This is a genomic window from Corynebacterium sp. HMSC14H10 (assembly GCF_001807105.1).
GTDB classification, from domain to species: domain Bacteria; phylum Actinomycetota; class Actinomycetes; order Mycobacteriales; family Mycobacteriaceae; genus Corynebacterium; species Corynebacterium jeikeium_D.
In genome coordinates this window covers 69,683-96,383 of the sequence record NZ_KV787425.1, presented here as the reverse complement: position 1 = coordinate 96,383, position 26,701 = coordinate 69,683, and the positions used below count along the sequence as shown (strand labels likewise).

Below are 26,701 nucleotides of genomic sequence, written 5' to 3'. Positions count from 1 at the left end.
CAATCTATGTTTGCCGTGTGTTAGAGTTTCGCAGCAGCGCGGCGATAGCTCAGCGGTAGAGCTCTGGTTTTACACACCAGCGGTCGGGGGTTCGAAACCCTCTCGCCGCACAGACATAATCCGCCCGGATTCTTGTAATGGAGAATCCGGGCGGATTTTGTTTGTGCTAAACTTCCGGTCTGTGCGTTTTACAAAATCGCTTGCCACCATTGTTTTTGTCGGATCTCTGCTCGCGGGCGCTCCCGCCTACGCAATCGGCGGGGATGGTAAACCGATAATCGATTCGGCCACCTGTAAAGCAATGGTCAAGGCTGCAGATGCGGGAGAGCCGGTGGATAATCCGTCGATTCTCCATCTCTCGGATCAGATGCCTTCCTACATTGCCGACGGCACTTTGGATTACGTTGTTGCCCCGGATTTTCCGTACCGCGCACAGCTAGATGCTGCTACTCAAGAGTGGAATGAAAAGCTCGGTGGCAAGGTAGTGCTTCGGGAAGTGACCAAGGACAAGGCTGATTCGGATACTGTGAACGTTCGCTATGTGCCAAGGCCGGACTCGCGAGTCTTAGCTTCTGCATCGGAAATTAGTAAGGAGATGACGGTTTTCGTTACTTCCACTCTCTATCCCGATGCAATTCGCAGCACTCTTGCCCACGAGTTTGGGCACTTGCTCGGTATCCGGCACACTTGTGATTACACCTTGATGGCTGCATCGCAGCACCGCCATCCGGCAGCGCATGTCACTCCGCTCGATGTCGCAGCCGTTCTGCAGGGACAGTTTGATTAGATTGCGTACACATGCCAGAAGTCGACACCTCTGGCGGCGTGGTGCGGCTATCGCAGTGGGGTATGCACTTGACCGCATTTTCGCAGACCCCACCAATCACCATCCGGTGGCCCTCTACGGGCAGGCCGTCAGCAAACTTGAGCGCCGAATCTACGCCGACTCCAAAGCGCGCGGAGTGGCGTTCACCGCAATCGCCGTGGCCACACCGGTAGCGCTTACCGCCGCAGTCAGCACAGTCGCACCGAGTCTCACGCTGGCTGCCGCCACGTGGGCTTCGCTCGGCGGCACCACTCTCCGCCGTACTGGCGAGCGCATGACTGACCGACTCACCTCCGGCGACATCGATGCCGCCCGCGAACTTGTGCCGTGGTTGTGTTCGCGTGATCCGGAAGCTCTCGACGCTGATGGCATCGCCCGAGCGACCGTCGAATCGCTCGCTGAAAATACCTCCGACGCAGTCACCGGCACTCTCATGTGGGGTGCCATTGCAGGCGCTCCTGGTGTGGTCGCTCATCGAGCGGCCAATACCCTCGACGCGATGGTGGGGTACCGCAACGCTCGCTATCGCCAGTTCGGGTGGGCTAGTGCACGGCTTGACGACGTCGCCGGGTTCCTCCCCGCGAGACTTACAGCTATCGCAACTGTGGTTGCAGGTCCGGACCGTCGTCAAGCATTGGCAGCGTGGCGACGAGACGCCAGCAACCACCCAAGTCCGAACGCAGGCGTCGTGGAGGCAAGCGCTGCAGGCGCGCTGGGGCTGCAGCTGGGCGGCGCGACGGTGTATCCCAGTGGAGTGGAGATGCGCCCGGTACTCGGCAGTGGTCGGAGACCTGCGGTGGCAGATGTTCGGCGTGCGGCTGAGCTGAGCAAGCGAGTACAAAATATTGTTGCGCTCAGCTGCGCCGGAGCAGCAGTAATCGCCGGATGTATCCGGCGCGTGAAAGCGCGAGCTGAGAGTTAGAAACGCTCGTCGTATCGGTTGTCGCGGTAACCTGCGGCGCGGTGGCCAGTGTTGCCGTAGCGTTGCGCCATGCGCTGGCGGTGCAGCTCGGCGGCGCGATCCTCTTCGGACTTAGCCTGCGGAGGAGTGGGAGGGGTGGCATCGTCCGATTCGGGTGTTGCGTCCTCGGAGTCATCAGCGTCATCTACTGGTTCCGCGGCTTCGGCATCGCGGAGGTTCTTAGCCATCTCCTCTTGCTCCGCGCGGTCTCGTCTGCGCTCGACGATTTCAGCGCGAATGAACCAGACGACGGCCAGTGGCACGAGAGCGCCGAAGAAAATCCACTGAATGCCGTAGGAGAGGTAGGGGCCGGACTCCAGAGTCGGCAGTGGAATGGCCTCGATGACGGCATCAGATTTGTCCGAGAGCTGAAGCCAATCGGGGTTGAGTTCGGTGTCGACTAGCTCGGACACTTCCTTGGTATTGATTCCGTAGACCTGCGGCGGGGTGCCGGGGATTGGGGCGGTCTCAGCGGGAATCTCGTTTCGGCGGGTAAAGGCCGAGATAGTCAAGGTGCCCTTCGGTGCTGGCTCAACATTGGGGGTGCTGGAGTCTGTCGGGCGTACAAAGCCGCGGTTGACCAGGTAGTTTTCGCCATTGTTAGCGACGAAGACATCAAGTACCTGGACGGCGGGGGCTCCATTGACCGGGCGGTTACGCAATAGCACACGGGTATCCGGCAGGAAGGACCCGGTGGCGGTAACGCGACGCCATTCGTTGCCCTCGACGAACCCTTTGCCCTTGGGCATTAGCTCATTGACATCTACGGGGTCGAGCTCGAATGAGTGCTCAAGCTGCTGATTGCGATGCTGCGTCGCGGTGTTCTTACCCAACTGCCACGGAGCCAGAACAGTAAATGCGAGATAGGAAAACGCAATGGCGACAATGGCAGTGAGAACCCATCCAGGGGTCAGAAACTGGCGCACATTCTTAAACACATTCATTGAGCTTACCCGGTGGTGTGGATGGCACTAGAGCGGCTGGTGATTGGTGGTGCGGAGATTGAGTGAACTTCGGGTAAAGTTATTTGAGCGTATTTGACGGGGAATCTACCCGGGGATAGATGGAAAGAGAGGTGTCGTGGTGGGCACGCAAACAGCGAAATCCTCGCCTTCACGCCGCTTCAGCACAGTCTCGCGCCAGTTCATCAAGTTCGGTCTGGTCGGCGGCACAGGTGTGGTTGTCAACCTGATTGTCGTGATTATTGCCCGCAAGTTGGGTCTCAGTCTGGGCACCAATGAGCACGACGTGTTTATGAACTTGTTCGGAACGCGGTGGAATATCCGTTACTCCCACGTCTATGCAACTCTGGCGTTTGTCGTGGCTAACATCTGGAACTTCCAGCTCAACCGGTCCTGGACTTTCCGAACTGACAATCGCCCGAACTGGTTTAGGCAGTTCTTCCCATTTTTATTTGCAGGTATCTCAGCGCTGATTGTGAACCTGGTAGTCATCACGCTGCTGACTAACCCCACCTCGCCGCTGGCACTGCCGGTGGATATTTTCGACGACTCCACCGGCTTTAGAAACCGCCTCTACTGGGCAAACCTTATCGGCGTTATTTTGGGCACGCCCGCTAACTTCATCTTGAATAAGATTTGGGCGTTTCGAAACCGGGGCAATGCCAGCAAAACAAAAGAAAAGGTTGTTTTGAAACCTTAGCGCTCAGAGGCCAGCGCCAGAGTCTCACGCAACCATGCGATGATTCCCGGCGTCGCGGCCTCAATTTCGTTTCGAGTGCGGACGAATCCCTCCGGGCCGCCGTAGTAAGGATCGGCCACGACGGCCCCCTTCGGGGATGCCGGGTCGAAGGAACGCATCAGGCGAATCTTCTCTTTTGGCACGCCAGCGTGGAGTAGACCATTGATGTGCGATTCATCCATGGCGATGAAAAGCGTTGCATCCATGTGCTCATCGCCCAGCTGTGCCGCGGTGTGGTTCGGATCGTAGCCAGCATGTTCCAGCTCGGCTTGTGCCCGCTCGTCGGCGGGTTCGCCGACATGCCAGCCGCCGATTCCGCAGGAGGCGAGCAGGACATCGTCGGCAAGCGCATTGGCTTCAACTGCGTCACGGACGATGATTTCAGCCATGGGGGAGCGGCAGATATTTCCGGAGCAGACAAACACGACGTACACGGACTCAGTACGATGCGACGAGTTCATAAGCATAATAGGCAAAACCAAACTTCTCGGAAAATAAAAATAGGATTGTCACTAATCGTTGACGAGTCTTAAAGATACAACATTTCCCGCACAACACGATTCAGGTCCCCAGGCGACGACGCCCCCGCCGCTGCCGATGCCCACTCAGATTCCGAGCCGTAGCCCCATTTAACAGCGATGGCGGGGATGCCGAACTGTGCGGCGCCCTCAAAATCATGGATGCGATCGCCAACCATTACGACCGAACCGTGCGGACGCACTGCTTCATCGGTTTCAATGCCCAACTCCTTGAGCGTGTACTCAATGACCTCAGTCTTTGTCTGTCGTGAGCCGTCGTCGCTGGCGGCGCCGATGAAGTCAAAGGCGTCGAGAAGCCCGAAATTGTCCAAGGTTTTACGGGCGAAGTAGTCGCCCTTGGAAGTCGCAGTGGCTAGTTGGACACCAGCTGCCCGCCAATCGCGCAGGAGCTCCGGCCAGCCGGGGAACATCTCGGCACGCTGCCAAGCACCGGCGTGTTGATGCTCCATGTACACAGCGAAGGCTCGGTCGACTTGTTCGTCGGAAAGCCCGAGGGATGCGAGTGTCTCCACCATTGGCGGGCCTGGGATCGTGTTGATAAAGCTCTCGGGCGGAAGTGGGTGGTCAATTGCCTCCAACGCAAGGCGGAATCCATGTGCGATTGCGGGGAGAGAATCGGCGATGGTGCCGTCGACATCAATAAGGACAGTGGGACGATGGCCAGTGGACATATTGTTCATCCTAAAAGGTCATTAGGCTGGATGGCATGTTAGACGACCCGCTGCGCTATCACGGCGATCAGGCCGCCCATGGCGCTGACCTGGACTTTGCCGTCAATGTTCACGGCACCACACCGCAGTGGCTGCAGGACTCGCTTGCCACGTCCCTTGGAGAACTTGCCGCGTATCCGTCTGCGCAGCTCGATGCCGACGTCCGCGCCGCCATCGCCGCCAATCACAATCGCAGCGCCGACGAGGTTCTGCTTCTTCACGGCGTCGCCGAGGGCTTTTCGCTCTTGCCGCACCTGGGCTTGCCCGCCACCATCGTCCAGCCGCAGTTCACCGAACCTGAAGCCGCGTTCCGCGCCGCGGGAGTCGGGGTGGATTCGCTGGTACTACCGTCGCCGTACACGCTCACGCCTACGCTTGCCGACGTCCACGAGAACGCCTCCTCCCCGCATTCCCAGCAGCTTGACGGTCGGATGGTCATCATCGGCAATCCGACTAACCCCACCGGTGTTGCTCATTCAGCGGATGACCTGCGGGGGCTCGCCAGCCGTTGTGGGATCTTGGTCGTGGATGAGGCATTTATGGACATCGCCGATGGTGAGATTATTCGGCGGTGCTCGCTAGCTGATTGCAGGCCGGGGGAAGCGAACAGTATCCCCGATAATGTCATCGTTTTCCGCAGCATGACTAAGACCTGGGCAATCGCAGGCCTGCGCTGTGGTTACGCGCTGGGAACCCCTGAGCTCCTGGCGCAGTTGGGGCGACTGCGTCCGCACTGGCCACTGGGCACGCTGCAACTTACCGCTATGGCGGCAATCGCGCGTCGCGAGGCAGAGCTGTTGCCACAAATCCGCGCTGAGATTGGTCAGCAGCGCGAGGCTATGACACAGCTGTTAGTAGCCGCCGGCTGGCAGGTGTTGGATTCCAAGGCTCCCTTTGTGCTGGCGCGCCCGGGGGTTGCCCTGAGCACGCATGATGGTCCGGACGCTGCGGAGGTTGACGTCGTCAAGCACGAGCGCCTGAGACAGCGGCTCGCTGCGCGCGGAGTAGCCGTGCGGCGTTGCGACACCTTCGCCGGTTTGGACGGTTCGTGGTGGCGGCTGGCTGTGCGGGACGAGACGAGTGTGCGGCGGCTTATTGCGGAAGTAGCGGATTTGCTGTCGCAGAACTGATGGGGCGGGGCAGAGTTCACTACGCTGGAAGAGAAGCTGGAGAGAAATGCATGTTGAAGGGATGGATGTATGACGGACTCTGCGCAGACCCGTGCCGAGGGCAATAACACGGTGGTGACCGTTGCCGACGTGCGTGCGGCGATGGACGCGGCCTACCCGCCGGCACTGGCGGAGAGCTGGGATAAAGTTGGCCTGATCTGCGGTGACCCGCAGGATGAGGTGCGTCGCATCGCGTTGGCGCTGGACTGCACTGACGAGGTTGCAGATCGCGCGATTGCCTCCGGTGCTCAGATGCTCGTTGTGCACCATCCGCTGCTTCTGCGTGGTGTGAATTCCGTGGCGGCGGATACACCGAAGGGTCGGATTATTCATAAGCTGATTCGGGCAGGTGTGGCTCTCTTTGCAGCGCACACCAACGCTGACAGCGCCCGACCGGGTGTCAACGACCAGTTGGCCACGGTTCTCGGAGTTGAACCGGGTGCGCCGCTAGCTCCGCAGCCGGCTCCCGGCTTGGATACCTGGACAGTGAAGGTTCCGGCAGATCACGTCGATAAGGTCGCGCAAGCCATGTTTGAGGCGGGCGCGGGCACTATCGGCGACTACGACAGCTGTGCGTTTCGCATTAACGGCCGCGGCCAGTTCCGCCCGCTGAGCGGGGCGAATCCCTTCATCGGTGCCGAGGGGCAGATTGCGTATGTCGAGGAAGTACGCCTGGAGATGGTCGCGCCACGGTCCGTGCGCGCGGCGATTGTCAAGGCTCTCGTTGCAGCGCATCCGTATGAGGAGCCTGCCTTCGACATCGTGGACAATCAGGCCACCGGCTTGGATCCGCAGCAGGCTGTGGGCATTGGGCGAGTGGGCACGCTGGATACGCCGATGCCATTTAAGGAATTCGTCGCCCGTGTGGCTGAGCGCCTGCCTGCAACGGCATGGGGCGTGCGAGGCGCAGGCGATCCGGAGCGGATGATTCGCACGGTTGCCGTCGCATCTGGTTCAGGTGACTCTTTCCTGGACACTGTGGCAAAGATGGGCGTCGATGCGTTCGTTACCTCTGACCTGCGGCATCATCCTGTCGATGAGACACTGCGAACCGCGGACTTCTGCGTGGTGGACACGGCTCACTGGGCCAGCGAGTTCCCCTGGTGCTACCAGGCCGCAGAGATCCTGGCCGAGAGGCTCGGGGTCGCGACCGAGGTCCTTGAGGTGCGCACCGATCCCTGGACAGTGGCAGAATCGTCGACACAGGCAAGGAAGTGAAGACCATGAGGCTTAGTCCACAAATCCAAGTTGCGATGTTGGAAAAGGCGGAAAACCAAACTCTGTTGGATGGGCTCACCGCCCGCCAGAACGTTCTGCCCGAGCGTGCCGAGTTGCAGGAGCTGCGCAAAAAGCACAGCCGTCAGGCCAGTGAGGCAGCGCGCTCCAAGCTCAGCGCCTCCGATATCGGCCGCGATATTGCCAAGCTGGAATCGGACATCAACAAGCTGAAAGCCCGCGAAAAGGCTGATCGTCTGTCGCTCGGTGCCGCAGAAGACGCATCCACGCGCCGTGACCTCGAGCACGACCTGCGCTCCACCAAGCGCCGCCGCGAACGCGCTGAACAGGAACTCCAGCAGTACGAGCGCATGCAGGAGGCCTATCAGGTCGACGCTGAGCACGAATACGACGCCGACGAGGCGCACGATGACATCGTCGCCGCCAAGCAAAGGCTTAACGACGCCGAGGTTGACCTCATTGCGCGCATTTCCATCGCTGAGACCCGAATCGAGGAGGCTGACAAGCTTATTGATGGTTCGGCAGCCAAGCTTTACCGTCGTCTAGCGCTTGCTAATGGGATCCCCGTTGCACGCCTGAACGGACGCACCTGCGGTTCCTGCTTCATGGAGCTCGATGTAGGAACCGTGCATGAATTCACCACGCTTGCGCCGGAAGAAGTGACGTTCTGTCCTGAATGTGGCGCGATGATTGTGCGTGCGGAAACGCTGGGAGCGGTGAAAGGCAAGTAGATGAGCCAGGCTGCAGACAAGCGCGATAGCGCGCCGGGCTGGACGGGTGCGACTACGGATCCCACGCGGTTGGTGCTGCTGCGCCATGGGCAGTCGCCAATGTCGATTCGCCGGGAGTACTCGGGAAGCCGTTCGAACCCCGACCTGACAGAGGTGGGCAGACAGCAAGCGGAAGCGGCAGCACGTCACCTGGCGGCGTTGGTCGATAGCGGCAACATGAGTTTCTCGGCGATTGTGGCCTCTCCACAGCGTCGTGCACAGCAGACCGCAGAGGCGGCTGCCAAAGCGCTCGGGCTGGACATCCACGTTGAAGAGGATTTGCGCGAGACCGACTTTGGGCAGTGGGAGGGCATGACTTTCTCCGAGGCTCACAACGCCACCCCTGAGCTGCACAGTTCCTGGCTTGCGGATCCGGCCGTGGCGCCACCGGAGGGGGAGGATTTCCGCGCGGTCGATAGCCGAGTGAGCGCCGCGCGTGAGCGCATCGCTCAACAATTCGGTGCCTCGGATGTGCTGGTAGTCAGCCATGTCACGCCAATCAAGTCGCTGCTGCGCCAGGGGCTCGGCTGCGGCTTTGAAATCTTCACTCGCCTGCACTTGGACCTGGCCAGCCTCTCCATCGCGGAGTTCTACGCAGATGGGCCGACATCAGTGCGGCTGATTAACGACACCAGCTACCTGCGTGGTTAGCAGCCGAGCACGGCGGGTTATTTGAATTGCGGTTGTGGCGGGTACACTAACCATTCGAGCGAGCCGGCCGGGTGATCGCGGCAGTTAACGGAACCGGACGCCTCTTTTACAGAGTGTGTCCAGGCCGCTGTCGAGGAAAGTCCGGACTCCACTGGGCATGGTGGTTGCTAACAGCAACCCAGGGTGACCTGCGGGAATAGTGCCACAGAAAATAGACCGCCGGGCGCACAGCCGATGTCTTTGACGTAAAGCTGTGGAGATTCGGTGAGGGTGAAAAGGTGCGGTAAGAGCGCACCAGCGGGGCAAGTGATTGCACCGGCTAGGTAAACCCCACCAGGAGCAAGGCAAAATCGCGCATGCTTCGTCGTGCGCGTGCGCGAGTGTTTGAGGGCTGCCCGTCCGATACTCGCGGGTGTGCTGCTTCAGGCTGTCAGCAATGGCAGACCGAGATGGATGATCGCCACCCGGCGCTTTCCGAAAGGAGCGCCGAGGGACAGAATCCGGCTCATAGGCCGACTCGTTCACACAAGCTTCATTACTCGACCACCGCGCCGGCCGCAGTGTTCTCCACACGGATGGTCTCGGAACCGCCGTCGTTAAGCGCGGAGGCAATCCGATCGGCGTCGTCGACGTGGGACCACATCACCAGCGACGCACCCGGGCATGGCGCACAACGGGCAATCTTCTCGCAGTCAATAGTGTCGGTCAGCTCGGAAATCTGCCCCAGCACAGAGCTTGCCGACGGCGCGGAGCCACGCTCACTGACATCGCGCGAAACCCCTGCGATGGCTGCTTGAATATCGCTGTGACGGATGTGGCCGATGACTGCGCGGGCACGGTCGGAGGATGCGTCGGCTTCGTCAAGCCACTGAATGGCACGGCCGATGGTGGGGATGTCTTCGTCGTCCGGATGCACCTCGTGACGAGCACGCACCCAGTCCGCGACCCGCTCCTGTGAGTCGGGGAGGCTAGCGAGAGTCGGCACGCCAAAAGCGGCGCAGGCTTGCTGGAAGAACTCGTAGCGCTCCTCGTCGGGCGAACCGCCGGTGACATCGGGGGAGTAAGCGACAGTCAGCGCCAACGACTGCGGGAACGCCGTCTGCGTGACTGCCTCATCGGAGTGGTTGATGCACAGCAGGCTGTCCGGGCGGCTGCGCAGTGCCGTGGTGTAGGGGTACAGCGGCCACGACTGTCCCTTAATCTGCACCATGGTCTCGTGGATAGCGGTGGCAATACGCGTGCGGGTGGGCACATCATCGCGGTCGCCAAAACGCGCGTTGAGAGCCAGTGCGAGGGCACACTGAATTGCCGGAATTTCTCCAAAACCGCGACCTGGCGCGATAGTGGAGGCAATGGTGACCTTCAGGCCGTTGCTGTTGCGCGGAACGAGATGCAGCGAGTGTTGCAATGCGACAATGGCAGCCGCGACAGCGGTCGGCACCTGAGAAAAAGCGGCGGGGACGCTATCCGGGAAATCCATCTTGGTAGTTTCGCGCTTGTACACGACAATGAGCTGCTGCTCGTCGATTTCCTCGATACCGACCGCAGCATAGGCCGGAATGGCGGTGGCTAGGAGCATGCCGCCGGAGGACGCGCAGTCCTCACCCAACAGGTTGATGGAACCCGGGGCGTATGCAACTGAAGCATTTGAACCGACGGCATCGAAGACGTCGTTTACGACAGCGGGTGCGGCGGGCATGGGTGAAACCTCTCCAGAGATCGGACTCATAGTGCTGGTGTGCAGTGTTCGCGTTCAACGCTTGTGTTCTAAGGTGAACAATTCCGTCGATAATACCCGGGTCGGGGGACAGTGACAAACCTATATACTGGGATTTTATGTCGCCGCAGCGCACATGGCAGTCAAATGGTTGCCTCTCTGCAAGTTTGCTTATCTGTGGAGTTGGCGGTGGCAGAACCGCTTGATAACTCGACATGTTCTCGATGTGGAAGAGGAGAAAAATCGTGAGCGACAACAGCAGTAAGTGGTACTACCAGCCGTCGACGGGCACGGTGTTTCAGGGGAAGAAAACCGGTTGGGACGACCGAATGGGCCCCTACGATTCCGAAGAGGAAGCCCGCGCTGCCATGGAAAAAGTCGCCGAGCGCAACAAGGCGGCCGACGACTGGGATGAAGAAGATGACGACTGGGGCGTAGCTGAAAAATAAGGCTCTACGCCTTTAGGCCTTCTTGCCCTTCTTAATCTTCTTTTCCATCTTGCGGAAGGCCTTGAAAACCTTTGCCACGGCATCGTCGTACTCAGTCAGGGCCTTCAGGCCGTCGTAGTACTCCATCTGGTAAAGCACGCCGTAGCCGAACGTGTCCCTGCCCGCACGGGAGGCACGCTTCGCGCGAGCCAGCACGAAGTCGCGCGCAGTACAGGTGTCCTGGAAGTCACCGAGAACCGACTGCAGGTTCTTGCAGGCAGCATAGAGCTTCTCGGTCGGCAGGTCCGCGTTCTGAGCAGCTTCCGTGCTGTAGCGGAGCTTCTTCGCAGCCTTGCGGACATCGTGGTAACGCTCGTCCAAATCTGCCTCTGGAAGGTCAGCATCCTCTCGGCCATCGAGTACCAGGTTGTGGCGACGACGGAACTTCGAAAACGCGCTGCGCAGGTGATCGAGCAGCACCGCAGTGGTGTCGAGTTCCTTCGGGGCCGCTACCTTCTCCGGTGCGGCCTTGTCTGAGGTTGTGGAAGCTGCTGCATCGGCGGCTGCAGTATCAGCCTCAGCCGCGACCTCGGAACCAGCTGCCGACGTATCCTCGGAGTCTGCGTTCTCCGCTCCGTCGACAAGCGAATCATCCTTCTTCTTAGACTTCTTTTCCCCAGCCTCGGCCTCGTCCGCATTTGCGGCAATTGGCGGATTGGCGAGGAACTCATCGAGATCGTCGAGAAGTTGCAGGTACTCGCCGGAATTCAGCGCGAGAATAACGCGGTGATGGGCGCGCTCGTAGTCCTTCTGGACATCCTCGACAAGGTTCGCGCGCAGCTCCTCGCCCAAAGCGGCGCTTTCGCGATTGGCCAGCAGCTCTTCCCAGCGCATAGCGACGACCTCAGCGTCACGAGCCACGCCGAGAACACCCGCCAGCTGCTTGAGGTTGCTTTCCAGCTCAGCGACCTTATCGCCCACAACAATGCCGTGGAAGGTCTGCATGTGACTGCGTAGCTCACGAGTGGCGACGCGCATCTGATGCACCGAGTCAAACTCATCGCGGCGTACCTTCGGGTCGTACTCGACCATCTTGGCCACGTTAGCGGCCAGCGCATCGACCACAGTGCGCCCCGGAGTGCCCTTCGGCAGCTTCGCTGGAACCGGCGGCAGGGGAGCGGAGTCGATGGAGTCACCCAACGCCGTCGCCAACTTCGAAGGGCTTTCCGACGGCACGGCGCCAGCCACCTCAGCGACCTTGGACATCGCTGCCATTACGGCCTTACCGTCCGGGTGATTTGCCCAATCCCCGAGCAGCTCAATCTCCCACTCACGCCAGGTAGTGGTTTCGCCGCCATCGAGGAAGGAAGTCGCCGTGACGTGATCATCCGCAAACTCCGCCATGGGCGTGCCATCGAGGGCAAACACCGTGGTGACGTGGCGCTCATTGTCTACCTGCGCGATTGGTTGCAGCGGGTGATTGCGCACAATTGCGCGCACGGGAGCAAGCAACTCGGTAGGCACGATGTAGTCAGCATCGCGGCCTTCACCGTTAACAGAGCCCTCTTCCAGGCCGACGCCATATTCGAGGCGACCGCCGGTACCCGGCGCCTTCAGATGCCACCCCTCATCGGGGCCGCCCGTTCGGCGACGCAGAGTGTGCTTGGACCGGGTCAGACGCAGGTCCGCCGTGTCCAGGTAAATCGCGGAGAGATTTCGCACCTCAGTGGTGGTGGAGCCAACCTGTGGAACGAAATCGAACGATGGGGCTACCACTTCTGGGGTAGCTGAGAACTTAGATTCCACCTCCAACGCCGCAGTTGGAGTTTTGGACTTAGAACCAGACTTAGATGCCATAACCACTAATTCTACCCCTGAATCGAAGAGCTAACCCGAGAAGTTCTGCGCCTCAGTAGGGAACTCGCGGGAGTGCACCTGGTCGACATACTGCTTCGCTCCCTTGGTCAGCATCTCACCGACCTCTTCGAACACCGAGCTAAACGACGGCCTGCGGCCATCGGCCGGAACTGCAAAGGCATCCTGCCAGACGAGAACCTGGCCATCGCACTGATTACCAGCGCCAATGCCACAGGTCGGGATGGATAGCTCGCGGGTAATCTCGGTGGCCAGATTCGCAGGCACCATCTCCAGGACCACGGCCGCGGCACCAGCATCGGCTACCGCATGGGCGTCGGCACGCAGCTGTTCCGCCCCCGCACCGCGCCCCTGTACCTTGAATCCGGACAGCGCGTTGACGGACTGCGGGGTGAAACCGATGTGCGCCATGACCGGAATGCCGGCGTTGACCAGCGCACGGATGCGCGGAGCGATACGCACGCCACCTTCGATCTTGATCATGTGTGCGCCGGTTTCGCGCATCATCTTCGCGGCGGACAGCACGGCCTGCTCATCGGAGGCCTCGTAAGTGCCGAAGGGTAGATCGGCAACAACAAGTGCGTTGCCAGCGCCCCGGACGACACCGCGCGCAAGCGGGATCATTTCTTCCAGCGAGATCTCGGTGGTGGTGTCGTAGCCGTAGACAACGTTTGCTGCAGAGTCGCCGACCAACAGTAGCTCGACACCGGCGGCGGAAAAAGCGCGCGCGGTGGAGTAGTCGTAGCAAGTCAACATTGCCCAGGGGCGAGACTCAGCCTTCCATTCGGCCAGATTATTCAGACGAATCTTTTTTCCGCTCATGTCAATAGAGCATGCCATAGTCACCCGCAATTCGAGGCCACGAGGGCAGCGGTTATGGCACGGGTGCGGCAGTTGGCTAGCCACGCCGGATGGTCAAAATGTGTACCGCGAATCCGGGCACCTGGGTAACGTTGGAAAGTATGAACAGTCAGCAGGAATTCGTCCTCCGCGCAATCGAAGAGCAAGATATCCGTTATATCCGTCTGTGGTTTACCGACATTTTGGGGTATCTGAAGTCCGTTGCCGTCGCACCGGCTGAGCTCGAGGGCTCCTTTGAAGAGGGCATTGGTTTCGATGGCTCCGCGGTGGAGGGCTTTTCCCGCGTCTCCGAGGCTGACACTATCGCGCAACCGGATCCTTCGACGTTCCAGGTCATGCCGCGTCTGCATAAAGAAGACACAATCACGTCCGCGCGCATGTTCTGCGACATCGTCATGCCCGACGGTCAGCCGTCGTGGGCAGATCCACGCCAGGTGCTGCGCCGCCAAATTAAGGCGCTTGCCGACGAGGGCTTCCACGCGTTCATCCACCCGGAGATTGAGTTTTTCCTAGTAGAGAGCCTGGCTACTGATGGAAAGCCGCCGGTGCCAACGGACAATGGCGGTTACTTTGACCAGGCGGTCTACGACCGCGCACCCCGCTTTCGCCAAGAAGCGATCACGGTGTTGGAAGACATGGGAATCCCTGTGGAGTTCTCCCATCACGAAAATGCGCCGGGTCAGCAGGAAATCGATCTGCGCTACGCCGATCCGCTGACTATGGCGGATAACGTGATGTCTTTCCGCTACATCATTAAGCAGATCGCAATGAAAAACGGTGTGCAGGCGACATTCATGCCGAAACCTTTCCAGGATTTGCCGGGCAATGGCATGCACACTCATATTTCCCTCTTTGAAGGGGACACTAATGCATTCCACGACCCGGATGATGAAAACCAGCTCTCCGACACCGCAAAGGGTTTCATTGCCGGCATTCTGACTCACGCCAGCGAAATTTCCGCTGTGACCAATCAGTGGGTCAACTCCTACAAGCGCACGGCATTTGGCGATGAGGCTCCGACGTCCGCGACATGGGGCATGGCCAACCGCTCGGCTCTCGTGCGTGTGCCCATGTACTCACCGGGTAAGGCACATTCGCGCCGGGTGGAAATTCGTTCCTTGGACTCGGCCTGTAACCCGTATCTTGCTTACTCGGTGATTTTGGCCGCCGGTTTGAAGGGAATTAAGGAGGGTTACCAGCTTCCGGAGCAGGCAGAGGACAACATCTCCGAGTTGACCAAGCGGGAACGACGTGCGATGGGCTACCGCGATTTGCCGACATCCCTGGAGGTGGCGCTGCAGGAGATGGAACGCTCCGATCTGGTGGCCGATGCTCTCGGTGACCATGTCTACGAGTTCTTCCTGCTCAATAAGTGGCGCGAGTGGCGCGAGTTCCAGCGTCAGGTGACGCAGTGGGAGCTGCGCACAACTCTGGATTACTAGTTTCCCCGTACCGCCCCCTTCCTTTTTCGTCTTTAATTTGTTTTTTGGGTGACCAGTTTCAATGGTGATGAATCGACCTCGCACATCTCGCCAATCAGTGCCGCGGCCCGCAGCGCTGGGCTTGCGTAACGACGATCGGACGCGGGCTGACCTGGAAGATTTGGGGTGGTACAACGAGGAGTCCCTACATCTGTTGTGGGGTCTTGCCGGAGCCAGCGACCCCAAGCTGGCGCTTATGGCGCTAGTGCGGCTGAAAGGCGCTCTCGACGAGCTGGAGCAGCAGGGAAAGCTGGAGAACTGGGCCACCTGGTCCGGTCTCGATGAAGCCATGCGCGAGCAGGTGCCGCTACGTACGCGTATGTTTGCGCTGCTCGGCGGCTCGAGTGCACTGGGCGATCACCTGGTTGCACACCCAGAAAAGTGGGTTCTGCTCCAAGCTGAGTTTCCAACTGAGGCAGACATGTTCCGCGAGATGCTCTCCAGCGTCGGGGCTGTGCCCGAGGTCATCGAACTCACTGATGAGGCCAGTCTGGAAAAGCAGGAGGATCCCGAGTATCGCAACCCCGTCGTTGCGCCCGCCACGCTTGAAGGCCCCGGTTTGTACCGTGCGAAGCTAACCGGCCGTGAGGCCGAAGTTGCGATGCAGTGCGCCTACCGCGACTTGATCATGCGTATTGCGTGCTACGACTTGGCTGGCACGTATCCACGGGGTCCTCGCCGTCCGGGACAGCCACAAGTCCCATTCCGTCAGGTCTCGGAGGCACTCAGTGATCTGGCTGATGCGGCGTTGACGGCTGCACTCTCTGTCGCGGTGCAACAGGTCTTTCCTTCGTCGCCGGTCTCAACACGCCTGGCCGTAATCGCCATGGGCAAGTGCGGTGCGGAAGAGCTGAACTACATCTCCGATGTGGATGTCATATTCGTCGCAGAGCCGGCGGATGCCCGAGCCACCCGTTTGGCCAGCGAATTTATCCGGATTTCTTGCCACTGCTTCTTTGAGGTCGACGCGAATCTCCGACCGGAGGGTAAGTCGGGTGCACTCGTACGCACCGTGGATTCCCACGTCGCCTACTACAAGCGTTGGGCCGAAACCTGGGAGTTCCAGGCGTTACTGAAGGCGCGGCCGATGACAGGCGATATCGAGCTGGGCCGCGAATACATCGATGCTCTAGCTCCGATGGTGTGGACCGCCTCTCAGCGGGAATCCTTCGTCGATGATGTTCAACGCATGCGCGCCCGTGTGGTCCAAAACGTCCCCGAAGAGCTTCGCTACCGAGAGCTCAAGCTCGGTCGCGGTGGTCTGCGTGATGTCGAGTTCGCGGTGCAGCTGCTGCAGCTGGTCCATGGTCGCTATGACGATAGCCTCCGCGTGCTGCCAACTGTGATGGCACTCGACGCACTTGTCGAGGCTGGCTATATCGGTCGCGAAGACGGTGCCGCGCTGATTAACGCCTACGAGTTCGTCCGTCTGCTGGAGCACCGCCTGCAGCTGCAAAAGATGCGGCGGACGCATTTGTTGCCTGCCGACGACGACACCGAAGCTCTTCAGTGGCTCGGTCGCGCCTCTGGCATCGTCGGTGAGGGCGGCACCGATGCCAGCAAACCGCTGGCCAAGCAGGTTCGACTGGCCAGCTCACAGATCCGCTCCCTGCACAACAAGCTTTTCTACCGTCCACTGCTGAACTCCGTGGTGGAGCAGGACATTGGAACCCTGCAGCTATCGGCCGATGCGGCAAAGCGCCAGCTGGCCGCGCTGGGCTATCAGTACCCGGATCGCGCCTACGAGCATCTTTCTGCGCTGGCGGCGGGCACCTCGCGCAAGTCGCGTATTCAGGCGATGCTGCTACCGACGCTGATGGAGTGGCTATCGTCGACGCCAGACCCCGACGCGGGTCTGCTCAATTATCGCAAGCTCTCTGAGAAGCTCCACGACGAAACGTGGTTCCTGCGTACGCTGCGCGATGAGGGCGTCGTCGGCCAGCGGTTGATGCGGGTGCTCGGTTCTTCGCCGTACGCGTCTGATCTGATTATGAGTGCGCCGGACGTAATTAAACGGTTCGGCGACGGCGCGTCCGGGCCGAAGCTACTGAATACCGACTCCGATGCAGTCGGGCGTGCGCTGGTCGCAGCGGCTGCTCGTCACAACAGTCCAGCTAAGGCCATTGGTGTGGCACGTGCGTTGCGCCGTGCAGAGCTCGCGCGCATTGCCTCCGCAGATCTCTTCGGACTGATGGATGTGCAAGAGGTCTGTCACTCTCTGTCGATGGTGTGGGACAACGTACTCGAAGCTGCCCTCGCCGCCGAAATCCGTGCATGGTCGCTGGAGCATCCTGACTCGGAGGTCCCGGGCGTTATCTCCGTGATTGGTATGGGGCGACTCGGCGGTGCTGAACTGGGGTACGGCTCCGATGCCGACGTGATGTTCATCTGTGAACCCCGCAAGGACGCCGATGGAGCGCCGCTTGTCGACGATTCCGAGGCGGTCAAGTGGGCAACCAGGATTTGTGACTCGTTGCGTCGTCGGCTGGCAAAGCCAAGCCAGGACCCGCCATTGGAGGTCGACGTGGACCTGCGCCCAGAAGGACGCTCGGGCCCGATTGTCAGGACCCTGGATTCCTATGTGACCTACTACGAGCGCTGGGGTGAAACCTGGGAGATTCAGGCACTGCTACGGGCTACCTGGATTGCCGGCGACAAAGACCTGGGCACCCGCTTCCTTAAGGCCATCGATCCGCTGAGGTACCCACAGGGCGGAGCTGATGCCAAGATGGTCCGCGATGTCCGTCGTATGAAGGCGCGTGTTGATTCCGAGCGGCTGCCTCGCGGAGCTGATCGGCGTACCCACACCAAACTCGGTTCCGGTGCACTGACCGATATTGAATGGACTGTGCAGCTGCTAATCATGCTGCATGCCCACGAAGTGCCGGAGTTGCACAACACGTCGACACTGGAGTGTCTGGAAGTGCTGAAAGACCGCAGAATTCTAGATGAGGAGGATACCGACGCACTTCGGGATGCCTGGCTGATGGCGACGAATGCTCGCAATGCGCTGGTGCTCACGCGTGGTAAACGCACGGATCAGCTGCCACAGCCGGGGCGTCAGCTGACTCAGGTCGCAGGTGCGGCGGGGTGGGAAGCATCGGATTCCAACGGTTTTATTGAGCACTATTTGCGTCTGACTCGTCACTCCAGCCGTGTCGTCAATCGTGTGTTTTGGGGTGAGGAGAACCCCGACCACGAGTAGGCCGGGCAGAGGTCTGCCGCACCTCGCTGCGAGGCTCATTATGTGGCAGCGGGGTGCAGCCTTTGTCTTAGCACGGCGACCGGGCATAATGGTGGGCTATGGAACGCAACGTCGATTACTCGGTACGCCCTAGGTATGAGGATTTCATTCTCAACCTAGATGGCACTGACCTGCGTTTTTTATTGAGCCGCACGTGTCCAGCAGCTGACACCTCAGCTGCTGGACAAGAGGCGGTGGAATTGCTGATGTCACAGGATTCAGCGCATACGGCGCTGTCTTTTTGTGATCCCGATGTTCTCGATGTGGCCCAATTGGTTCATATTCTGGAGGATTCCGCATCGCTGGATACCCTCACAGAAGTGGCTTATTGGGCATCGGATGCGGACGTGATGGCGCACGATACGCCGAAGGGCGTTGACCGCAAGCGTCGTCGCGTCGGCAAGCAGCAGCTTGAGCATGTGCTACGCCGTGGCCAGCGCCAGGGGCTCGTGTGGGAGGAACCGGCGGGCGTGTGGCATGTGCCACCACATATTTCGGAGGTGTTCCCGGCGGAACCGAGCCTCAGTTTCCGCGTCGCCGACTTGGTGGCGAATATGCCAGCGGATGTGCTGAGTCGCCGTATGGAGCGCATGGGGCTGGAGCCGGATAACGCGCCGGGAGAGGGCACATCGCGAGCTCTGAACGCCAGCGATTTAACGGTGCGGAATGTGCAGGCTCGCCAGGTGGAGCACATTGCAGGCTTCCTCTGCGATCCGGTGAAGGTGCGGGCTCTGGTGATGACAGCTCCGGTGGATATTCGCAATGAGCTGCGCTGGATGGCAACCGACGAGAAGTACTTGCCCTCCTATATGTGGTCTGAACTACGTGCCGACGCGGTGCGCTGGGCCGAAGAGCGTCTGCTGCTGACTGTGCTAGAAGAACCGGCGATACCGACATTTGAGCAAGAATCGGAAGCACGCAACGAATCGACAGTGGTTGCCCGCCTGGTGGGCGCAGTCGCGTTGGCGCTCAAGGGCGACATGTGGTCGATTCGTAAGCCGCATCCGACGGAGTCTTTCCCGGCAACGCTGGAGTCAAAGGAATTGACCGAAGCTTCGGTGGCTGCGGTGGCGTTTGCTTCGGCGTTTATGGATGCTGCGGGCAGCGGCGACGGGCGCCTGAAGGACCCGTTGCACATGTATGAGGAATCGAGCCTGCTGTGGATTCAGGACTTCGCAGCCTCAATAGGGGCGAGTGCTTTCGCGGCGCCCTGGATTGTGGAGATGCTGGTCAACGCGGGATTGATTCACGCTGACAGCGGGCATCCGACGCCGCGCGCACTGCAGTACTGGTACAACGCTGATGCCTCGACTCGATGGGCGTATCTCGCGGCGGGCTTCCTCGTTGGTCGCGGTCCGTGGCACGGCGAGTTTCCGTGGGTGACCATGGGTGTCGATGATTTGTCGCATGCCACCCTTGCCTACGGCTACCCGTATGCCGCGCGTGAAGTAGTGTCACTGGCCGCGCAGCTGGAGGAAGATCAGAAGTTCTATGGCTGCTGCGTCGAAGGGCATATGGCTTGGAATGTCGACAACCTCTGCGCTCGCAATGGCGCCGATGGGGAAGCGATGGTCGGTTGGCTACTGGAGCAGGCCGGCATCTTGGGCATTCTCTACCATGGGCACGCCTCCTGGCAGGCCATGGCCATCATGTATGCCTTGCACGACATCTGGCTGACTGATCAGCACGTCGGTGCTCAGCGCATGGCCGAACTCATCGCTGAGTATGCCGCTGGTCAGGTGCCGACGGCGGAGGCAGTCCAGATTGCCCGCCTGTTCAAGGATGCCGCACCTAACGAGCGCCTGGCTGCCACATTGGATGGCGTCGCCAGCAACCAGGTTGCCCTCGCGTTGGACTTCATCGGCGACCGCGAAACCTGCGCGGAAACTTCTCGCTGGATTATTTCCGAGGAGAGCCTGCGTCGCGCTTGCCTCGCGGTTGACGGCGACGTCGATGTCCTGTTTTCCCAGCTGGGGCCACTGGTCAATAGTTCTATGAAGCTGGTCATCTACGCCGAGCTAGTCCGCATTACCAAGACCGAGAAGCTGCAGGAAATGTATGAGCGTGAGGCCGTAGCAGCAACGCCTTCGCTTGACGACGTCCCGGAGAACGCAGCCTCCGAAACTGACACCGGTGAGCGCGCTTCCCATGGTGCTCAGACCGATGGCAGCGAACGCACGGCGGATAGCGGCCGCGCAGACTCCTCTGGGCGATCGGAGGACTCGGATGACTCGGAGGGACTGGAAGGACCAGAGCAGCTTTCGCTGTTCTAGCCGCTCCGTCTCTCGACTTCCTGTAGTTCCTACTCCGTAGGTTCCAGCTCAAAACGGCTCTGCTGGGCGACAAAGCGTGCCGCCGCACGCTTTGCAACCAGCAGGCCAACGAAACCAATCACCCACACACCGACGACAGCCAACCAGCCAATGCGGAAGGTCTCCCAGGTGTAATTTCCATCGGGAGCTGCAATATCCAGCAGGAAGCCGACACCTTGTGCAGCGAGCATGGTGGCCACAAAACCGCCCATATTCGCCAACCCAGTGCCGGTGGCGAGTACCTTGCGATCGACCTCTTCGCGCACTGAGTCAAAGCCGAAGTTGGACATTGCACCAAGACCGGCCATTAGGATGTTGACTACGATAATTGCCCAGTACGCTGGTGGGTTGCTCGGTGCCAGGAACACAAGCCAGACGGCCATGTTGATAAACGCGATTGCGACAACAACCTTGATACGGTCGCGGCCGGTGCGTGCCGAGACCATGCCCATCAACGGCCCGGCGATAATTACTGACAGCGTGTTAACGACCAGCACCACACTGGCCTCGGAGGGCTTAAGACCCATACCTAGCATCATCAGAGGCATGCCCCACAGCAATGTGAAGATGCACTGATGCATCAAACCAGTCCAGTGAGTGAAGAAACCCTGCCAGCACACCGGGTGAGTGGTCACAATCTTCAGAGTCTGGCCGATAGTTAGTTTCTCATCGGCTGCGGCAGAGGCTCCGCCATCGGCAGCCGTTTTCGCGGCCTTCTCGGCGGCGCGGCGTTTACGAAGTGACATCTTGGCTGTGGAGGAGTTCTCCGGGACGTCGGCAAGCGCGATCATGCCTACGATAGCGATGAGAAGACCCGCGGTGCTCAGCGACAAGAACGCGGGCACCCACCCCGCGGCGTGCAGAATCGCGAGGAACGGGACCGCAGAGATGAACTGGCCGAGCTGGCCAAGACCAGCCGTGAGCTGCGTGAACAGCGGAGTGACGCGCAGTGGGAACCACGCGGGAAGCAGTCGCATCGCACCGAGGAATGCGGTGGCATCGCCGGCGCCGATGAACACACGAGCGATGACAGCCAGCGGATACGATGTCGTAAACGCGATGATGACCTGGCCTAGCGCCATGATCAGTGCGCCCACGACCATCGTTTTCTTGGCGCCGACGCGGTCAATGATGATGCCCGTCGGAATCTGCGCCAGGGCGTAGACGCCAACCTGCACGGCGGTGAACAGCGCGAGTTGGGAGGCGTTGATATGGAAGCGATCGAGCGCCTCGACGCCAGCGACACCCATGGAGGTGCGGCCGACGATGGCAACGATGTAGGTAATCAGCGCCGCCAGCCAGACGGCAATCGCGCGGCCAGTGACGTGCTCGCGCGGGTCCTTTGCCACCGCTGTGGCGGGCTGATCTGTTGATGAAATCTGATCTTTACCGTTACGCTGCTTTACCACTCGCCACATTGTAGACCCCATCAACCAACCGGCCTGAAGAGGGGTCGCACCGGGGCCTAGATGGCCCCGATCATGCCTGCGGCAAACTACCTTTGTGCCTTAGCCAGAACTTCCTTCACGAAGTCCGCGACCACCAGCCGTGAGACCTTGAAATCAATTACGGCAACGGAAGCCTCATCGGAGTTGGAAACGTCATGGAAGTAGGCGTCGAGTTGGGCAAAGTCCTCAGGTTCGCCGACACTGAAACCGTGAGCGCCATAGGCACGTCCGACTGCGGCGAAGTCGTAGTCGGCAATCTCCATGGACGAGGTGTCCAACCCGACATCGCCAAACTGGTGCAGCTCCGCGCCATAGGCAGCATCGTTAATGAACACCACGCAACCGCCACGACCACGCCGCAGCTGCTCAATCGCCGCAGGTAAATCCGCAATACCCATCGTGCCGCCACCGTCACCGGCGACTAGCACGCAATAGTCCTTGGGGCGTGCCGCCGCGAGGCCGACAAGTGACCCCATGCCCAAACCAATTGACTGAATCGCCGTGCCCACAATCACTTGCTGCTGCGGACCAGGCACATCAAGATATTTCGGAACCCACCCCAGGAAATGGCCACCGTCAGTACACACAGCGCGCTGATTGGGCAGGATACGATTCAGATACTGCAGGCACGCCCGCGGATCCAACCGGCCATCCGCGCACGTCAGCGACTCGACCTCCGCTGTCGTCGGCAGTGTCTTCAACTCCGCACGCCATGTGCTTGACGACGCCCCCCGGGACTTCTCCAGCTGCTCTGCCAGTACGGGCAGAAGTTCCTCCAACTTAGCCAATAGCGGTGTCACCGACGGCTGAGCAGCGGGATGGGGCTCGTCGACAACCTGGATAATCTTCGCGTCCGGTGCAAACATGTTGCCGCCACGGTTTTGGAAAGCGTTGAAGCTTGCTCCCAGGAACAGCACCACATCGGCCTGTCGAGCTAGCTCCACCTGCCACGCGTGCGCAAAACCGCCCACGGTGCCAATCTGCCACGGACTGGAAAGCACATGACGAGCCATCGCTGAGTGCATAAACAGTGCCCCCGCACCGTCCCCGATGCGGCGAACTAGATCTGCGGTACCAGAGAGCAACACACCTCTACCAGCAATAATGAGTGGGCGACGGGCAGTTTGCAGTTCCTCGGCCAGCGACGCGACAGTTGACTCCAACCATTCTGGTCGGCCGGTGTGCAGATGCTCCTGATTAGTCGACTGTGTTTCAGACGCAGATGCCGTAATCGGTGCTTCTTGGATGTCATAGGGGAGCAGCAGCACGACAGGCTGCCGAGAACTCAGTGCGTGCTGGACCGCAAAGTTTGCGTCGTCAAGCGCGGACTCGGGAGTAACGGTGCGATGACAGACGTCGAGGGCGTCGAGGAGCGCCGCCTGATTAAGGTCAAAGGGACGTGGGCGTTCCGGGTGCGTGCCGACGACAAAAATTAGCGGAATACGGGCTACTCGAGCCTCGGCCAGAGTGGTTAGCGCATTGGTAAATCCTGCGCCGCAAGTGGCGGTCGCGATGGCAAGCCCTCCACCTGCACGGTGGAATGCATCGGCGGCCCCGACAGCAGCCGATTCGTGTCGGACGGAGGAGTAGCCGAATCCCGATTCAGTAAGGGCTGACGTGAAGTGGGAGTTCGCGTTGCCGATGAGACCGAAGCAGTGGTCGCAGTGCTGGGCCAGTGTGTCGGCCAGCGCCCGCGAGACCGTGGTTGTCTTTTGGGAACCTTCCTGCGGGGAAGATGCGGGCGCGTGGGGCATAGGACGGCTATTAACTCGAGTGAAACTCATGTGAACAATTGTGAGGTAATCACGGGGGTAATAACAGCCCTATAGCCCAAGATAATGCCGTTTGCCCTTAAAAAAGAGGGCACTATTCCACATCGCTGCTGCGCGGATGGGGGGGGGGTTGGGCTATGCCCGGTTTTAAGCCACGTTGTCGTCGATGAACTTCTTCACCACATCGACATCATTCGGCAGCTCGGTAACGCGGCGCGGGGCATTCATGATGTCCGCGAAACGCTCCGGGCAGTCCGGCTCGCGTCCGGTGGCCTCCAGGATGGTCTCGGAGAACTTTACCGGCAGAGCGGTCTCCAGGCAGACAATTGGGGTGGATACCTGGTCTACCAGGCCGCGGGCGACGTGGATGCCGTCAGCGGTGTGCGGATCGACCATGACCTCTAGGCGCTCCCAGCAGTCCTTGATGGTCTCGACGCGGTCAGCGTGAGTCGAGCGACCGGAGAGGAAACCGTACTGGGCAGAAGCCTCCGGGAAGATCGGATCAGCAGTAAGAGAGAAGCCGCCCTCCTTGACCTTGACACCAAAGAGGTCTGCAGTGCGCTCAGCATCGCGCCCCAGCAGATCGAAGATGAAACGCTCGAAGTTAGACGCGCGGGAGATATCCATCGATGGGGAAGAGGTAGCCTGAGTCTCCGCAGCGCTGCGCACGCGGTAGGCACCCGTGCGGAAGAACTCATCCAAGACATCGTTTTCATTGGTAGCCACAATCAGGCGGTCAATTGGCACACCCATCTGGCGCGCAATATGGCCGGCGCAAATATCACCGAAGTTGCCGGTCGGCACACTGAAGCTGACCTTCTGCGCGTTGTTCGCCTCAGCACCGTTGCCGCCAGTGACACGAATCCACGAGGAGACGTAGTACACGATCTGAGCCATCAGGCGAGCCCAGTTAATCGAGTTGACTGCACCAATGTGGCGGCTGGCCTTGTACTCCAAGTCACCGGAGACGGCCTTAACGATGTCCTGGCAATCGTCGAAGACACCGTCGAGGGCGACGTTGTGAATGTTGGCATCCTGCAGACCAAACATCTGAGCCTGCTGGAACGCGGTCATTCGACCAGCCGGAGTTAGCATGAACACGCTGATTCCCTCACGGCCGCGCATTGCATACTCGGCCGAGGAACCCGTGTCACCAGAGGTGGCGCCGAGGATGTTCAGGGTCTCGCCACGACGAGCCAGCTCATACTCGAAGAACTCACCGAGCAGCTGCATCGCCATATCCTTGAATGCCGCTGTGGGGCCCATGGACAAGTGACCGATGTAGAGCTGATCTTCCAGCTTCGTCACCGGCACAATATCCGGATCGGAGAACTTCGGGTAGGTGTACGCCCGTGCACAGATACCGCGCAAATCCTCCAGTGGAATGTCGTCCACAAAAAGGCTGACGACCTCTGCAGCCAAGGCTGCGTAACCGTCGTCGACAAGCACGGAGCGCCAACGCGTCAAAGTGGCATCGTCAACCTGTGGGTACTCGACCGGCAGGTAGAGGCCACCGTCGTTAGCGAGACCTCCCAGGAGAATGTCTGAGAACTTGTGCGGCGTGCGCTCTGGGTCGCGAGTCGAAATGAAGTCCAAGGCGGGCCCCTTACATGTATGCCAACACCCGCCGCATCGGCCCATAAGAAGGCCTTTTGAAAGATTGCGACGGGGTTGACCGGTGGATGTTTTCTTTAATTTTTACATATGCACCGAAGCCAGTTAGGCCTCGGTTGTGGAAGATGCGGAATTGGCCTCTTCAGCGTCGAAGCTGAGCTCTTCGGAACGGTCGATGACATCATCCTTGGCAAAGCGGTTAACAATCATGGCAATTGCACCGTCTCCAGTGACATTACATGCGGTACCGAAGGAGTCGATGGCGATGTAGGCGGCAATCATCAAAGCGACCTGCTCCTGATCGAAGCCCAGCATGGACTGCAGCACTCCGACCGCGGCCATAATTGCGCCACCTGGAACGCCCGGAGCCGCGATCATGGTGATACCCAAAGTGAGAATGAAGCCGATGGCCATGCCCGGCGAAAGCGGCTTGTCCGCCATGAACATCACGGCAAATGCGAACAGCGTGATTTTCATCATCGAACCGGCCAGGTGGATGGTTGCGCACAGCGGCACGGTAAAGCCTGCGACCTTCTCCGAGACACCATTCTTCAGCGCGGCCTTGTAAGTCACCGGAATGGTAGCGGCCGAGGAGGAGGTACCGAGTGCGGTGGCGTAAGCCGGCAGCATGTTCTTCAGGGACGTCCACGGGCTGCGGCCAGCGATGGCGCCAGCGATGGAGAACTGGATTGCCAACAGGAGCACGGTGCCGATGACTGCCAGCAGCAGCACCTTGAAGAACATCGACAGCGTCGTGGTCAGGTTGCCGTTCATGCCCATAGACAGGAACATGCCGAAGATGTAAATCGGCAGCAGTGGGATGATAAATGCCGAGATGATCTTCATAATCACGTCGCGCAGCTGCGTCGCACCGCGGTAGAGCGAGTCCGACTTCACGGTGGTCATCGCCACACCGACCGTGAAAGCCAGCAGCAGGGCGGTCATGACGTCAAACGGTGGTGGCATCTCTACATTGAAGAAGCTCTCCAGCGCGCCCTCATCAATATCCACCGATGTGCCGGCCTGATCAGCGCCGAGCAGCCAAGGGTAGAGCCCCTGGGTGGCGGCGTAGGCCAATAGACCCGAAAACACCGTCGAGCCGTAGGCGATAGCAGTGGTAATACCCAGCCACTTTCCGGCGCCGCGGCCCAGGCTAGCAATCGCCGGCGTGATGAGGGCAAAAATCAGCACCGGGATAAAGAAGCCCAGGAAGTTACCAAAGAGGCCATTGAAAGTGACAAAAATTCGAGCCAGCCAGTCCGGGAAGAAAAAGCTGCAGACAATGCCCAGAATAATCGCGACAATAACGCGGAAAAGGAGCGTTTGCGTAAAACGCATTCGGGTACTCATAGTCAATCCTTGTTCGGATGGAATTTACTTCTCTAG

General features: G+C 59.9%; 21 protein-coding genes, 1 tRNA gene and 1 other RNA gene. 13 read left to right on the top strand and 10 right to left on the bottom strand.

Annotated features, from left to right (window positions below; all coding sequences use genetic code 11):
* The first annotated feature begins 38 nt into the window (after positions 1–38).
* The 3 genes from HMPREF3135_RS05785 to HMPREF3135_RS05775 all read left to right on the top strand — a co-directional run bounded on the left by HMPREF3135_RS05785 (position 39) and on the right by HMPREF3135_RS05775 (position 1,748).
* Positions 39–110 (top strand) — tRNA-Val (locus HMPREF3135_RS05785).
* A 71-nt stretch (positions 111–181) separates the two neighbouring features.
* Positions 182–787, top strand: coding sequence for a zinc metalloprotease (locus HMPREF3135_RS05780; RefSeq protein ID WP_126108112.1), 606 nt, complete (start codon positions 182–184; stop codon positions 785–787).
* Between the two features lies 1 nt (position 788).
* A complete protein-coding gene (locus HMPREF3135_RS05775; RefSeq protein ID WP_256364752.1) occupies positions 789–1,748 on the top strand; it encodes a cobalamin biosynthesis protein in 960 nt (319 codons plus the stop codon).
* On the opposite strand, the gene HMPREF3135_RS05770 is transcribed toward HMPREF3135_RS05775, so the two are convergent.
* Positions 1,745–2,731, bottom strand: coding sequence for an SURF1 family cytochrome oxidase biogenesis protein (locus HMPREF3135_RS05770; RefSeq protein WP_070438642.1), 987 nt, complete (start codon positions 2,729–2,731; stop codon positions 1,745–1,747). The two genes, HMPREF3135_RS05775 and HMPREF3135_RS05770, sit on opposite strands and share 4 nt — an antisense overlap.
* 139 nt (positions 2,732–2,870) lie before the next feature.
* Here HMPREF3135_RS05770 and HMPREF3135_RS05765 point away from each other — a divergent pair, with 139 nt between their 5' ends.
* Positions 2,871–3,449 (top strand): GtrA family protein, encoded by a 579-nt coding sequence (locus HMPREF3135_RS05765; protein WP_016423076.1) that lies wholly within the window; start codon positions 2,871–2,873, stop codon positions 3,447–3,449.
* Here HMPREF3135_RS05765 and HMPREF3135_RS05760 read toward each other — a convergent pair.
* Together HMPREF3135_RS05760 and HMPREF3135_RS05755 are read right to left on the bottom strand one after the other, a co-directional pair.
* A complete protein-coding gene (locus HMPREF3135_RS05760) occupies positions 3,446–3,955 on the bottom strand; it encodes a low molecular weight protein-tyrosine-phosphatase (protein ID WP_048732627.1) in 510 nt (169 codons plus the stop codon). The genes HMPREF3135_RS05765 and HMPREF3135_RS05760 overlap by 4 nt on opposite strands.
* A 62-nt stretch (positions 3,956–4,017) precedes the next feature.
* Complete coding sequence (locus HMPREF3135_RS05755; RefSeq protein WP_070438639.1) at positions 4,018–4,698, bottom strand: HAD hydrolase-like protein; 681 nt, start codon at positions 4,696–4,698, stop codon at positions 4,018–4,020.
* Between the two features lie 35 nt (positions 4,699–4,733).
* Between HMPREF3135_RS05755 and cobC the strand changes: the two genes are divergently transcribed.
* The 5 genes from cobC to rnpB all read left to right on the top strand — a co-directional run bounded on the left by cobC (position 4,734) and on the right by rnpB (position 9,087).
* Positions 4,734–5,867 (top strand): aminotransferase class I/II-fold pyridoxal phosphate-dependent enzyme, encoded by a 1,134-nt coding sequence (gene cobC / locus HMPREF3135_RS05750; RefSeq protein ID WP_070438636.1) that lies wholly within the window; start codon positions 4,734–4,736, stop codon positions 5,865–5,867.
* A 69-nt stretch (positions 5,868–5,936) separates the two neighbouring features.
* Positions 5,937–7,124 (top strand): Nif3-like dinuclear metal center hexameric protein, encoded by a 1,188-nt coding sequence (locus HMPREF3135_RS05745; protein ID WP_070438633.1) that lies wholly within the window; start codon positions 5,937–5,939, stop codon positions 7,122–7,124.
* Between the two features lie 5 nt (positions 7,125–7,129).
* Positions 7,130–7,873, top strand: coding sequence for a zinc ribbon domain-containing protein (locus HMPREF3135_RS05740; protein ID WP_049189597.1), 744 nt, complete (start codon positions 7,130–7,132; stop codon positions 7,871–7,873).
* Positions 7,874–8,563, top strand: a complete 690-nt coding sequence (locus HMPREF3135_RS05735; RefSeq protein ID WP_070438630.1) for a histidine phosphatase family protein — start codon at positions 7,874–7,876, stop codon at positions 8,561–8,563.
* A 59-nt stretch (positions 8,564–8,622) separates the two neighbouring features.
* An RNA gene (gene rnpB, locus HMPREF3135_RS05730) (RNase P RNA component class A) lies at positions 8,623–9,087 on the top strand.
* 11 nt (positions 9,088–9,098) lie between these two features.
* Here rnpB and HMPREF3135_RS05725 read toward each other — a convergent pair.
* Positions 9,099–10,262 (bottom strand): galactokinase family protein, encoded by a 1,164-nt coding sequence (locus HMPREF3135_RS05725; protein ID WP_070438627.1) that lies wholly within the window; start codon positions 10,260–10,262, stop codon positions 9,099–9,101.
* A gap of 263 nt (positions 10,263–10,525) precedes the next feature.
* Between HMPREF3135_RS05725 and HMPREF3135_RS05720 the strand changes: the two genes are divergently transcribed.
* Positions 10,526–10,729: an SPOR domain-containing protein gene (locus HMPREF3135_RS05720; protein WP_016423068.1), complete on the top strand. Its 204-nt coding sequence runs from the start codon at positions 10,526–10,528 to the stop codon at positions 10,727–10,729.
* Positions 10,730–10,741: 12 nt separating this feature from the next.
* On the opposite strand, the gene HMPREF3135_RS05715 is transcribed toward HMPREF3135_RS05720, so the two are convergent.
* Complete coding sequence (locus tag HMPREF3135_RS05715) at positions 10,742–12,565, bottom strand: CYTH and CHAD domain-containing protein (protein ID WP_070438622.1); 1,824 nt, start codon at positions 12,563–12,565, stop codon at positions 10,742–10,744.
* Positions 12,566–12,595: 30 nt separating this feature from the next.
* Entirely contained in the window at positions 12,596–13,405 is an 810-nt protein-coding gene (gene panB / locus HMPREF3135_RS05710; protein WP_224784052.1) for a 3-methyl-2-oxobutanoate hydroxymethyltransferase, read from the bottom strand.
* 140 nt (positions 13,406–13,545) lie between these two features.
* Here panB and HMPREF3135_RS05705 point away from each other — a divergent pair, with 140 nt between their 5' ends.
* The 3 genes from HMPREF3135_RS05705 to HMPREF3135_RS05695 all read left to right on the top strand — a co-directional run bounded on the left by HMPREF3135_RS05705 (position 13,546) and on the right by HMPREF3135_RS05695 (position 20,442).
* Positions 13,546–14,886, top strand: a complete 1,341-nt coding sequence (locus HMPREF3135_RS05705; protein WP_005511085.1) for a glutamine synthetase family protein — start codon at positions 13,546–13,548, stop codon at positions 14,884–14,886.
* Positions 14,887–14,953: 67 nt separating this feature from the next.
* Entirely contained in the window at positions 14,954–18,130 is a 3,177-nt protein-coding gene (locus HMPREF3135_RS05700; protein WP_210384705.1) for a bifunctional [glutamine synthetase] adenylyltransferase/[glutamine synthetase]-adenylyl-L-tyrosine phosphorylase, read from the top strand.
* A gap of 98 nt (positions 18,131–18,228) precedes the next feature.
* On the top strand, positions 18,229–20,442 hold the full coding sequence (locus tag HMPREF3135_RS05695) for a hypothetical protein (protein ID WP_070438616.1): 2,214 nt from the start codon (positions 18,229–18,231) through the stop codon (positions 20,440–20,442).
* A 29-nt stretch (positions 20,443–20,471) separates the two neighbouring features.
* Here HMPREF3135_RS05695 and HMPREF3135_RS05690 read toward each other — a convergent pair whose 3' ends face one another.
* From HMPREF3135_RS05690 to HMPREF3135_RS05675, 4 genes are all read right to left on the bottom strand, one after another.
* Positions 20,472–21,899, bottom strand: a complete 1,428-nt coding sequence (locus HMPREF3135_RS05690) for an MFS transporter (RefSeq protein ID WP_049189591.1) — start codon at positions 21,897–21,899, stop codon at positions 20,472–20,474.
* Positions 21,900–21,976: 77 nt separating this feature from the next.
* Positions 21,977–23,713, bottom strand: coding sequence for a thiamine pyrophosphate-binding protein (locus HMPREF3135_RS05685; protein ID WP_224784053.1), 1,737 nt, complete (start codon positions 23,711–23,713; stop codon positions 21,977–21,979).
* A 135-nt stretch (positions 23,714–23,848) separates the two neighbouring features.
* The gene (gene thrC / locus HMPREF3135_RS05680; RefSeq protein ID WP_049189589.1) at positions 23,849–25,297 is read right to left on the bottom strand and encodes a threonine synthase; all 1,449 of its coding nucleotides are present in this window, start codon (positions 25,295–25,297) and stop codon (positions 23,849–23,851) included.
* A gap of 123 nt (positions 25,298–25,420) precedes the next feature.
* A complete protein-coding gene (locus HMPREF3135_RS05675) occupies positions 25,421–26,665 on the bottom strand; it encodes a dicarboxylate/amino acid:cation symporter (protein WP_070438613.1) in 1,245 nt (414 codons plus the stop codon).
* Positions 26,666–26,701: the final 36 nt, after the last annotated feature.